9 protein-coding genes and 2 pseudogenes are annotated in these 12,341 nt (G+C 41.9%); 8 read left to right on the plus strand and 3 right to left on the minus strand.

All coding sequences use genetic code 11. From position 1 onward, the window contains the following. Positions 1–122: 122 nt before the first annotated feature. The 3 genes and pseudogenes from E2K52_RS05495 to E2K52_RS05505 form a co-directional block, all read left to right on the plus strand. Positions 123–323, plus strand: a pseudogene (locus E2K52_RS05495) (MFS transporter); the annotation flags it as partial. A gap of 166 nt (positions 324–489) precedes the next feature. Then, a complete protein-coding gene (parC, locus tag E2K52_RS05500) occupies positions 490–2,709 on the plus strand; it encodes a DNA topoisomerase IV subunit A (RefSeq protein WP_151204152.1) in 2,220 nt (739 codons plus the stop codon). 150 nt (positions 2,710–2,859) lie between these two features. Continuing rightward, on the plus strand, positions 2,860–4,536 hold the full coding sequence (locus tag E2K52_RS05505) for an AMP-binding protein (protein ID WP_151204153.1): 1,677 nt from the start codon (positions 2,860–2,862) through the stop codon (positions 4,534–4,536). Positions 4,537–4,596: 60 nt separating this feature from the next. On the opposite strand, the gene E2K52_RS05510 is transcribed toward E2K52_RS05505, so the two are convergent. Beyond that, on the minus strand, positions 4,597–4,977 hold the full coding sequence (locus tag E2K52_RS05510; protein WP_151204154.1) for a hypothetical protein: 381 nt from the start codon (positions 4,975–4,977) through the stop codon (positions 4,597–4,599). Positions 4,978–5,076: 99 nt separating this feature from the next. Between E2K52_RS05510 and E2K52_RS05515 the strand changes: the two genes are divergently transcribed. Together E2K52_RS05515 and ppa are read left to right on the plus strand one after the other, a co-directional pair. Next, entirely contained in the window at positions 5,077–5,475 is a 399-nt protein-coding gene (locus E2K52_RS05515; RefSeq protein ID WP_151204155.1) for an MAPEG family protein, read from the plus strand. 120 nt (positions 5,476–5,595) lie between these two features. Continuing rightward, positions 5,596–6,132 carry an inorganic diphosphatase gene (ppa, locus tag E2K52_RS05520; protein WP_151204156.1) on the plus strand — a complete coding sequence of 179 codons (537 nt, stop codon included), beginning with the start codon at positions 5,596–5,598 and terminating at the stop codon, positions 6,130–6,132. A gap of 97 nt (positions 6,133–6,229) precedes the next feature. Here ppa and E2K52_RS05525 read toward each other — a convergent pair whose 3' ends face one another. Continuing rightward, positions 6,230–7,549: an OprD family outer membrane porin gene (locus tag E2K52_RS05525; protein WP_151204157.1), complete on the minus strand. Its 1,320-nt coding sequence runs from the start codon at positions 7,547–7,549 to the stop codon at positions 6,230–6,232. Between the two features lie 577 nt (positions 7,550–8,126). On the opposite strand from E2K52_RS05525, the gene E2K52_RS05530 reads away from it, so the two are divergent. Then, positions 8,127–8,855: a TorF family putative porin gene (locus tag E2K52_RS05530; RefSeq protein WP_151204158.1), complete on the plus strand. Its 729-nt coding sequence runs from the start codon at positions 8,127–8,129 to the stop codon at positions 8,853–8,855. Between the two features lie 52 nt (positions 8,856–8,907). Here E2K52_RS05530 and E2K52_RS05535 read toward each other — a convergent pair. Then, positions 8,908–9,564: pseudogene (locus E2K52_RS05535) on the minus strand (ATP-binding protein); the annotation flags it as partial. Positions 9,565–9,717: 153 nt separating this feature from the next. On the opposite strand from E2K52_RS05535, the gene E2K52_RS05540 reads away from it, so the two are divergent. Together E2K52_RS05540 and E2K52_RS05545 are read left to right on the plus strand one after the other, a co-directional pair. Beyond that, positions 9,718–10,428: a TnsA endonuclease N-terminal domain-containing protein gene (locus E2K52_RS05540; protein ID WP_151204160.1), complete on the plus strand. Its 711-nt coding sequence runs from the start codon at positions 9,718–9,720 to the stop codon at positions 10,426–10,428. Next, complete coding sequence (locus E2K52_RS05545) at positions 10,429–12,339, plus strand: Mu transposase C-terminal domain-containing protein (RefSeq protein WP_151204161.1); 1,911 nt, start codon at positions 10,429–10,431, stop codon at positions 12,337–12,339. It begins immediately after the preceding gene. The last annotated feature ends 2 nt before the right edge of the window (positions 12,340–12,341 follow it).

Consider the following 12,341-nt stretch of genomic DNA (forward strand, 5'->3'; position numbering starts at 1 on the left):
TTTGCCAGCATTTGGCCTGTGGAAAAAAACACGACTAAGGTCGGGAAAAGATTGCATGTTCAGGGGTGTAACTCTATAATGCCTGCGATTAAAAATAATCATCAGCTAAACTTGTCAAGCATGCTTGTTCAGGCTGGGCCGGGGCAATTGGCCGTCTTGGCGGTATTGTGGCGCCCTTTGCAGTAACCCATTTAATGACCATGCCAAGCGGTTTCAGTTATGTATTTACCATGTTTACCGGGGTGTTGATTCTGGTGGCTTTGGTGATTTTAATCCTCGGCGAAGAAACCAAAGGCCGTACACTGGAATCTATGGGATTGTAGCAGCGCGAATTTCTGGTTGCTCAGACCCTGCAAAATGGATATTTTTAGCCCATAAGACACGATTTGTCGCGCTGTGTAGGCTGATGCCCTTGTGCAGCTCACAGCCGCGATTTAGCATAAGAAACATTAATTGATACAAAAACGAATTTTAGGACTATAGGTTGTTATGACAAGCCTTGCGCATCATGCGACAGAAAACCGTTCCGTAGCAGAGTTTACTGAACAGGCATATCTTAACTATGCCATGTACGTGATCATGGACCGTGCATTACCCCATATTAGTGATGGTTTAAAACCGGTTCAGCGCCGTATTGTCTATGCCATGAGCGAGCTGGGACTGAAATGGACCAGCAAGCCGAAAAAGTCTGCACGTACCGTGGGCGATGTATTGGGGAAATATCATCCGCATGGTGATTCAGCCTGTTATGAAGCCATGGTATTGATGGCTCAGCCTTTTAGTTATCGCTATCCGTTCATTGAAGGACAGGGCAATTGGGGTTCAGCGGATGATCCGAAGTCTTTCGCTGCGATGCGTTATACTGAAGCCAAGCTGTCACAATACAGCGAGCTGCTGTTATCCGAGCTGGGGCAGGGCACTTGTGACTGGCAGGACAACTTTGATGGTTCAATGAAAGAGCCGGTCAATCTGCCTGCACGTGTGCCAAATATTCTGCTCAATGGCACTACTGGGATTGCAGTCGGGATGGCCACCGATATTCCACCGCATAACCTGCGTGAAGTGGTAAAAGGTACCATCGCTTTAATTCGTAATCCGAATCTGACCGATGTCAAAATTGCAGAGTATATTCCTGCTCCTGACCTGCCGACCAAAGCGGAAATTATCACCCCGCCAGCAGAACTGCTTAAAATCCAGACCACTGGTCGTGGCAGTTACCGGATGCGCGCCGTGTATACGATTGATAAAAATGAAATCGTGATTACCGAGCTGCCTTATCAGGTATCCGGCTCTAAAATCATTACCCAGATTGCTGACCAGATGCAGGCAAAAAAACTGCCGCTGGTGACCGATGTGCGTGATGAATCGGATCATGAAAACCCGACGCGTCTGGTGATTGTGCTACGTTCCAATCGTATTGATGCCGAATCGGTAATGAGCCATTTATTTGCCACCACTGATCTGGAATCCAGTTATCGCGTCAATATGAACATGATCGGTGCCGATGGCCGTCCACAGGTAAAATCGATTCGCCGTATTTTACTGGAATGGATTGAAATCCGTAAAACGACAGTCACCCGCCGTTTACAATATCATCTGAACAAGATTGAAAAACGTCTGCATATCCTGGGTGGCTTGATCATTGCTTATTTGAATATTGATGAAGTGATTCAGATTATTCGTGAAGAGGATCAACCTAAACCGGTACTGATGGCGCGTTTCCAGATAGATGAGATTCAGGCTGAAGCCATTCTTGAGCTTAAACTGCGCCATCTGGCCAAACTTGAAGAAATGGAACTACGCCGTGAACAGGAAGAACTGGAAGCCAAAGCCGCAGTTATTCGTGAACAGCTGGCCAATCCGGAGTCTTTAAAGACCCTGATCATTTCTGAACTGAAAGAAGATGCCAAAAAATTCGGGGATGATCGCCGTTCGCCGATCGTACAGCGGGCTGAAGCTGCTGCCATTGATGAATCGGAAATGTTGCCTGCCGATCCAGTGACGGTGGTGTTGTCAGAGGCTGGCTGGATTCGCTGCACCAAAGGTCATGAAGTCGATGCCGAGAAGCTGAACTATCGCGCCGGAGACCAGTATCTTAGCCATGCACAAGGCAAATCCAATCAGCGGGTCTATGTACTGGATGAAACGGGACGCAGCTATGCCTTGCCAATCAACAGTCTGCCCTCAGCACGCGGACTGGGTGAGCCTCTCAGTTCAAAACTTTCTCCGGCAAGTGGAGTAGGTTTCAAGCAGGTCTTGGTGGCGGAAGATGAAACTGAAATTCTGGCAATCAGCAGCAAGGGGTATGGCTTTAAAACCCAAGCCAAGCAGCTGGATACCAATGCCAAAGCTGGCAAAGCTTTCCTGAATTTGTCAGAAGGCGCGCAGATCATGAGAGTACAGTCAGTTGACAGTGCAGCCTATCTTGCACTGCTCAGTTCTGCCGGCCGTTTGCTGCTGGTAGAGTTGTCAGAATTGCCTGTACTGAACAAGGGTAAAGGTAATAAACTGATACAACTCGAGGATAAGGATCAGGTTTTATCCATGGCAATATTGAATCTGGATGAAATGCTTCAAGTCTTTGCAGGACAGCAGCAATTAAAATTAAAAGGGGACGATTTGCAAAAGTATATAGGCAAGCGGGGAGCAAAAGGACACCTTTTACCGCGTGGATATCAAAAAGCAAATAAACTGTTGATTCAAAGATAATACTAGCATCCATCTTATAAAATACGTTATATATGAGCAACGATTCGACAAGATGGATGCAAGGCCGCACACATACAAGTCTAAAAACGACAGGCGGAATTGAAAAAAACAGTTGAAATTCTAAGGATTATGATTGGAGAGATTGGGATTATGGAAAAAATTTGGTTCGCTGAATACCAAAAAACAGGGATTCCGGAAACTGTAGAATTACCAGCAGAAAATACTTCATTGATAGATATTTTTGAACGTAACTTCCAGAAATTTGGTTCACGTGATGCCTTTATCTTTATGGATAAAGTGATGACTTTCAATGAACTGGAAGAAGCTAGCCGTAAATTTGCAACTTATCTACAAAGCTTGGGGCTGGCAAAAGGTACACGTGTGGCAGTCATGATGCCAAACGTTCTGCAATATCCAGTCGTGGCACTCGGGGTATTCCGCGCTGGTTTGGTACTGGTGAATGTGAATCCGCTTTACACTTCACGTGAACTTGAACATCAGTTAAATGACTCAGGTTCTGAAGTACTGGTAATTATTGAAAATTTCGCATCTATTTATCAGGCCATTATTGGTAAGACTCCAGTCAAGCATGTGGTTGTTGCTTCTGTGGGTGACATGCTGGGTACCTTAAAAGGTACGCTGGTCAACTTTGTGTTACGTTCGGTGCGTAAGCAGATTCCAGCCTGGAATATTCCTGGGCATGTGAAGTTCAACACAGCAATCAACAAGGTCAGTCCGAACAATTATAAACGTCCTGAATTGACTCTCAATGATACCGCAGTGCTGCAATATACCGGGGGTACCACAGGGGTGTCTAAAGGAGCAGAACTGACCCATCGCAACCTGGTGGCCAACATGTTGCAGTGTGATGGAATTTTCCAGAGTAAATTTGGTGCACAGGATGGGCAGCCAGATGACCGTATTTTCTGTGCGTTGCCGCTCTATCATATCTTTGCCTTCATGGTGTGTGCACTTTACGGTATGTACAAAGGTCAGGCGAATGTCCTGATTCCAAACCCGCGTGACCTGCCGGCAGTGATGAAAGAATTGCGTAAATACCAGCCAACTTTCTTCCCGGCAGTTAATACCCTGTTTAATGCGCTGGTGAATAATGAAGAATTCAAGCAGCTGGATCATAGCCGTCTGAAGATGGCTATGGGCGGTGGTATGGCAGTTCTGCCATCAACCGCAGAAGCATGGAAAAAAGTAACCGGTACCAATATCATTGAAGGATATGGCCTGTCGGAGACGTCTCCAGTTGCAACTGCAAACCCGCCAGCCTCTGAAGAATTTAGCGGCACGATTGGTATTCCATTACCATCAACTGACGTAGCCATGCTGGATGATGCCGGCAATGAAGTGCCAATCGGGGAGCAGGGTGAGATTTCGATCCGTGGTCCTCAGGTGATGAAAGGCTACTGGAACCGTCCAGATGAAACAGCCAAAGTCATGGTGAATGGCTATTTCCGCACTGGTGATATAGGTGTGATGGATTCACGTGGTTATGTGAAGATTGTTGACCGTAAAAAAGACATGATTCTGGTATCCGGTTTTAACGTCTATCCTTCAGAAATTGAAGAGGTGGTTGCCAAGCATCCAAAAGTTCTGGAAGTGGCTGCTATTGGTGTGCCTGATGAAAAATCGGGTGAAGTGCCAAAACTGTTTGTGGTGAAAAAAGATCCGTCTTTAACGACTGAAGAAATCTTGGCGTATGCTAAAGAAAATCTGACCGGTTATAAGCGTCCACGTTATGTCGAGTTTATGGATGAATTACCGAAATCCAACGTCGGCAAAATCCTGCGCAAAGATCTACGTAAAACTGCTTAACTCAGCCAAGGCTTAAGTTATCCAAGAAAAAAGCGCCTCAAGGCGCTTTTTTCTGATGGATTATTTTTTCATTAACCAGCGATCAAAATAGGGCCGGCCTACACCGACAATTCCCAGAAAAATAAACATGGCCCCAAACTGACGGGTAAAGCCTTTCTGGTGAAATTCACCATAGCTGAGAATATTATCCAGTAAACAATAGACCAGCAGGGCGATGATCCAGTGCCAGAGCGGCAAGCGCTTGATTCCGACCGCATAAAAGCCAACCCATAACACAACAAAAGTGAACAGGGTAGACCAGACATTCATATTGGCACAAATGACCGTCAGTAAAAAAGCCACAATTGGCAGGACAATTTTTAAGACACGATCCACTTGACGTTGATGTTGACGTTGTTTCTCGAGAACCTCAAACATTTCATTTTGATCAGGTGCAACCATCGTGAAGCCTTCAATATTTATAAAAACACCCTATTTAACAAAATTTATTCACTAAATGCCATGTTATGATAGCGATAAAAGCCTGTAAGAGAAAAAACGATGTACAGCATTAGTGGGATTATCTATCTCATTTTGGCCGCCTGCCTTTTACCTTATGTCTTTACCTTTATCGCCAAAAAATCTGCTGGTTTTCGTGCCAAAGACAATCAGAATCCAAGAGTATTTTTAGACAAAGCGACAGGACTGGCCAGTCGGGCCCATGCTGCCCAGCAAAACAGCTTTGAAAGTTTACCTTTATTTATTGCTGCAATTTTATTAGCTGAATATATGGTCATCTCACAAAAACTGGTGATGACTTTCGGCATTGCCTATCTGGTGTTTCGTGTGTTGTACGGAATCTGCTATTTGGCCAACTGGGCGACTTTAAGGTCTATCGTCTGGCTGCTGTCAATCCTGTGCCCGATTACTTTATTGCTATTAATTATCAAGATCGTCTAACTAAATCCGGAATGGCTCAACATATTTGCAGTTCCCTCGGCTAAAACCAAAAAAAATCTGCAAAAACCGTTATAATTGTGGCGATTTTTTCAAAGATATAACTTGTTAAAGAGTGACGCTATGAGCTACAGCAATATCCCAGCAGGTAAAGATGCGCCAAACGACATCTATGTGATTATCGAAATTCCTGCCAATGCAGCACCGATCAAATATGAAATCGATAAAGATTCTGACGCGTTATTTGTTGACCGTTTTATGGGTACAGCAATGTTCTACCCAGCAAACTACGGTTATGTACCGAATACATTATCACTGGATGGTGACCCATTAGACGTGCTGGTTGTTACTCCACATCCGGTTGAGCCAGGCTCTGTGATTCGTTGCCGTCCAGTCGGTAAATTGAATATGGAAGATGATGGCGGTATTGATGCGAAACTGGTTGCAGTTCCACATGACAAACTGACTCCAATTTATAAAGATGTTCAAGAATATACCGATCTTCCTCCGCTATTGATTAGCCAGATCGAGCATTTCTTCCAGCACTATAAAGATTTAGAGCCAGGAAAATGGGTAAAACTGAGCGGTTGGGAAGGTGCGGATGTTGCAAAACAAGAAGTACTGGACTCAATTGCAGCTTATGCAGAAGCCAATAAATAATAGATTTTCTTGTTAGTTTAGGTCTTTAAATCTTAAAGCTTAAATTAAAAAACCTGCACAATGTGCAGGTTTTTTTATGGCTTGAGATTCGAGCAACTTAGAATAGTTTCACAGGAATATCTAACCAGATACGCCATTCGTTGGTATCACCGATGTAAGTGGTCTCATAGGCATCGCTTGCACGATAGTAAGAATGACGAAGACGTAAGCTTGTATCTTTGGCAAAACCAGACTGAACAGTGTATTTCACCTGGTTAAAGAATTCGCGCTCATGCTCGTTATCACTGATCATAGTCCCTGCATTGTTGCTGGCTTTAATATCCCAGCCATAAACAAAAGCAGAGGTCCAAGACAGGCCAGGCACATTTACAGCACCAAAATCAAAGGTGTACTGTAGTTGAACTGATTTTTCATCATTCCCAATGAAGTCTGACAGGTAGGAGTTAGGCAGGTAAATACTCTGTTTGCCATCGCCTACACCTGTCCCTAAACCATAGTCATAGCCAGTGTTACCAAAGTTCTGTTGGTAAGCCACCATAACATTATGTGGACCACGATTATAAGTTGTAGATAAAGCTAAGATAGTATTATCGAATGAATCATCTGGTGAACCAATTTGAGAGTAAAGATATTGATTTGCTTCCTTATCCCATTTTGTATAGTAACCACTAAAATCATGCGTTAAGGTGCTGTTATTTGCCAAAGCATAGCTATAGTTGGTGTTAATATAATGGCGGTCCAAGCGATCTTTAATATCTGTACCGTAGTAAGACGCATTTAAATTGTCATTGAATTGGTATTTCGCACCCCATACCACAGCACGATCCAGCTCTGCACCATCAGAATTGATCTGGTCTGAAAGCTGGTTTTCTGTAAACTTACCTGCAGTTAAGCTTAAATTTTCAATTTCATTACTTTCTACCAATACACCCGTGTAGTACTCAGGCACTAAACGCGCAGTATTGCTTGCAAGTACAGGTAAGTCCAGAACTTGAGTACCATAAGTTGCTGTAGTATTCGATACGCGAGCTTTTAAATATGCGCCGCCACGAGCCCAGTGGTCGTAAGCATCTTTAGTACCATCCGGATTATCTTGAGGGTGGGTAGGGAGCATATCATTTCCAGTATGTCCGTTTTCACCCAGTTTAAAAGAGGCATCTCCGATAATGCCCACACCGAAACCGACAGTTCCTTGCGTGAAGCCTGAGTCCAGTTTAACAATCGCAGTTTGCGCAAATGAACTGGTATCTGCTACTCCATTTTTTTTATCGCGGGTTAAATAACCCGTACGGAACAGAACAGAACCTTCTGCATCTTCAACAAAACCTTTAGATTCGCTTTGCTCACTGGCAAATGCGGTTGAGACTAGGGCAGATTGAATTAAAACTGCCAATGCTAATTTTTTTTTCTGTTGCATTTGGGGAGAGAGCCTTATACAAAGTGAATGGAAATTTTAGGAATTGTATAAGATTAGCTAAAAAAGTGTCATTTTTATTTAATATTTTCTACTAAAGTTTATAACTTTAAGCTTTAGTGAAAATTATATAAGAGCCGTTGAAACCACATAAATTTTTAGATAAAACTTAATAAAAACATTAACTTAAGTTGTAATTTGGCGAGCTGTTGATAAGAGAAACGATTTAATGAGGCCGTGTTTTCACTGAAAAGTTATTACATGTCAGGTTTTACTTGCTTAAATAGTAAACAATTGATAAAGATTTAACTCTGCAGCCATGTTCGCCTATTCTTCAGTAAAAATACTATTGAAAGCCAAATAGACTTTAAAAAAACGATTTAAAAATCTTCGCAGAATAAGAGCATGTGTGGATTTACTGGCTTCTTATCCGTTTTGAAACTGCATTTATTATTAAAAAATTAAAAACTGATTTGATTCGACTGTGCTTTTTACCCTGCTGATTGGCATAGCTCTTGCATCGCCTAACTGGAGTCCACTACATCAGCATAAGTACGTCTTGAGGCGTTTGGGGGGAAGAATGAAATTCATGTTAAAAACATTGGTGGTTGGATTAGGCAGTGCTGTTTCTGGCTTGAGTCTGGCGGAAGAACCGTCAGCTGAACATAGGGTTTCCGGTAATATCAGTATACTTTCCAGCTATAACCTGCGCGGTATCACCAATACACCTGAAAATAAAAATGCAACTCTTCAGGCTGGGCTGAACTATCAGCATGCCTCAGGTGTGTATGCAGGCTGGTGGGGTTCTACGCTGGATTATGGCGATAACTTGCCGAATGCTTTTGAAAATAATCTTTATCTTGGGATCAATCGTGCAATGAAGCAAGACAGGGGCTATACACTTGGTCTGACCTATTATTACTACTATGATATTGATACCAGCGCTGCCAATGGTTTTGAAAGTTTATTGGGTTTGACTTATCAAGACTTCGGTCTGACTGTGCAAACCTTGCTTGAGGACCTGACCTGGGGCAATGCAGGTGATACCTATGTTAAAGCGACTTATCGCCATCCATTAGCGCAGGATTTTAATCTGGATACCGCATTGGGGCTGTATGCTTACGAAAAATCAGGTGATCTTGAAGGTACGGCTGAATATTTTGGCTTTCGTCATTTTGACATCGGTTTGAGTAAAAAGTTTGACAAGACAGGGCTGAGCGCCAGTATGAATTATATACTGGGCGGTTATGACCGCTTTGATGAAAAACAGAAGAATAAAGTAGTATTTACTCTGGGCTACAGTTTTTAAAGCACAGAAAGCCAGAGGTGTATCAAGGCGACAATCGGTCGCCTTTTTTGATTCAGAGCTGATGTTGGCCGCGATACGATAACGCTTCTGACAGGTGCTGACCTTGAATGGTTTTACTTTGATTTAAATCAGCAATAGTGCGAGCAACCCGTAAGACCCGATGATAGCCGCGTGCTGACAGATTTAATTTCTTCTGGGCCAGTTCGAGCATCTTTTGGGTAGTTTGATCCAAAGTCGCATACTGCTCCAGTTGCTGAGGAGTTAAACTCATATTCAGGGCACTTTGTCGCTGAATCTGTAATTCATAGGCGGCAATCACCCGCTGTCTCACCGATTCGGAATTTTCCGCGGCTTGTGTATTCTGTAATTCGTGTGCCTGTAAAGGAGGCACATCAATATGCAGATCAATACGGTCTAGCAGCGGGCCTGAAATCCGGTTCTGATAACGCTTGATACTGTCCGGTGAACATTGGCAGCGACTGTCCTGATGAAAAGCATAGCCACATGGGCAGGGATTCATCGCTGCAATGAGCTGAAAATTGGCCGGAAAAGTGATTTGCCGGGAAGCCCGTGAAATTACGATTTCTTTGGATTCCAGCGGTTGGCGTAATACTTCTAAGACTTTACGGTCAAATTCAGGTAATTCATCCAGAAATAATATACCTAAATGTGCCAGGGTAATTTCCCCCGGTTTAGGATGTGAGCCTCTGTCATTTACAGTAATAGAATAGAGTGTCATGATAAGTAATCAATAAGTTACTACACTATTTTTACACAAATAAATTAGATTGTTTACATAAATAGATGAGAGTAGCTTACATAATTACATTAATAAGCACGAGTGGCTATAAGGTGAAATTTTATGAAAAAATTGAGTGATGAATACTCCCCTGTTAGAAAAGCCCAAACTGTTTATGGGAGTATTTCGGGCAATTATGCTTTTAGAGGTGAAAAAACTATTTGGTTTGAATCTACCCTTGAGCGAGATTTCATACTCAAGCAAGAATTTAATAACAATGTGATTGATATTGTAGGGCAACCTGTAGTTATTCCGTACATTACCGAATTAGGAAATGAATCTACCTATACACCTGATTTTTTGGTGCAGTTTTCAAGTTCGAATTGTGATGAATTTGAGGATTTCCCTGTACCAATACTCATTGAAATTAAGCCAAAGAAAAAGCTTATTGAAGATTGGGATAAATTAAAACCAAAATTCAGAGCAGCTCATCGTTTTGCTGCAAATAAAGGATGGAAGTTTAAAATTATCAGCGAAACAAGATTATATGATCAGTATTGGGAAAATATTAATTTCTTAAGAAAATTTAGACGCTCTCATGTAGATGCCGTTGATCAACAACTATTACTCGATACCCTACAAAAGTTAGGTCAATCAACAATTAATCAATTACCTGCTCATATTTTTAAAGATAAAACTAATATTTTAAAAGGGATTCATCAAGTTTGGGCATTAGTGGCAAAGCGCATGGTTGCTTGTGACTTGTATTGCCCTTTAACGGCTGAAACAGTGATATGGGTGAACCAAAATGATGCATTTGCGAGGAATATCTAAATGATTGAATCTGATGCTGTCAATATTGATCGTAGTCGTATCATTCTAAAACCCAACGTTGTTGTCGATTATGAGGGGCAACCCTATAAAATTGTGAATGTTCTGAATGCCAATGACATTGTCATATCTAGTCTGGATTCCGTTCGTAGCTTACAGGTCAATGCTAAAAGTTTGACCGTTTTTGATGGGAAAAATATGCTAACTGAGAACTTGAATAAGGGTGATCAGGATATAAGTAATGAAGCTTGGCAGATTGCCTTGCAGCGTTATGAAATTATTAAACCACTGATTGAGTATTCAACGACTGAACTGGTCGAAAATAGGGCGAGTGAATATGATGTGAATCGTTCAACATTGTGGAAATGGCTTAAAGATTATCGAGAAAATAACTCTCTAATGGCGTTGATTCCCAAAAAACGAGGTTGGACAACTGAGAAATCAAGATTATCACCTCAGGTTAGCAATATTATTAAACAAGCTATCAATGATGAATATTTGAATGCGAAGAAACCAAGTATTTCCAAAACGATTGAAATTGTAAAAGCAGAGTGTTCTCGGCTTCAGCTTGAAGCACCGCATGAAAACTCTATTCGTAGAAGAATCGAGGCTTTAAATGATTATCAAGTAACGAAAGCACGACTTGGATCAAAAGCTGCAATAGATAAATTTAAGGCTGCTGCGGGTTCATTTCCAAATGCTGATTATCCTTTGGCGTATGTGCAGATTGATCATACTCCTCTAGATATTGAAATCGTGGATGATGAGTTTAGAGAAGCGATAGGAAAACCTCACTTAACCTTGGCAATCGATGTTTTCAGTCGGATGATTGTTGGATATTACCTATCACTAGAAGCACCAAGTACGACTTCAGTGGCGATGTGTATAGCATCTTGTATTTTGTCAAAAAAACGTAAGTTGATCGAACTGGATATTGATGCTGAATGGCAGGTCGAAGGGATCATGGACTCGGTGCATACAGATAATGGGGCTGATTTTAGAACCAATCACATCAGTAAAGCTTGTCTAAAGTATGGGATTCATTGGGAATACCGACCGATTGGTGGGGCAAGGTTTGGCGGTCACATCGAGCGTATGCTTGGTATCATCAATCTTGAAATGCATGTCTTGGATGGTACAACTTTTTCAAATGTGCAGCAGCGTGGAACTTACGATTCCGCTAAACAAGCCTGTATGACATTAAAAGAGCTTGAATACTATATCGTTTATTGGATTACTAAGGTTTATCACCAGAAGAAACATTCCGCTTTAGGAACATCCCCAATCGTTAAATGGGAAGAAGGTGTTTGGGGTACGAAGACGACAGCAGGAACAGGTTTGAAAGAACGTGTATCAGATGAAGATACCTTGTTTATTGATTTTCTACCTGAATTTGAAGCAACCATTCAGCGTACAGGGGTGCAAAAAGATAACTTATTCTATTTTGCCGACTGTTTAAGACAATGGGTTAATTCTATTGATCCAGAAGACAATAATCGAAAGCGTAAAAGAAAATTCTTGTTTAAACGTGATCCGAGGGATATTTCACAGATTTGGTTTTATGAGCCATATTCTAATACCTATTTTAAAGTACCTACTGCAAAGCGAGAGATACCACCGATTAGCTTATTTGAATATAAGCAGGTTCAGAACTATCTCAAAAGTGAACGTCAGGATGTTCAGAATCAGGATGAGATTTACAATGCGATTTTGCATCTACGTGATCAACTTAATCAGGCTAGAAGCTTGACTCGAAAGCAACGTCGCTCAAACCAAAGAAAAAAGGAAAATGAAAAAGCCATTACTCAGCTTTCCGAACAGAATCAGTCTAAAAAGGCTGTAGTTTCTGAAAGCCTTCAGACAAGTGATGATTTGTGGAGTACTCCTTTAACTGCATTTGATGATTTAAGGTGATG

Source organism: Acinetobacter sp. RF14B, from assembly GCF_006864105.1.
Lineage (GTDB): Bacteria > Pseudomonadota > Gammaproteobacteria > Pseudomonadales > Moraxellaceae > Acinetobacter > Acinetobacter lwoffii_C.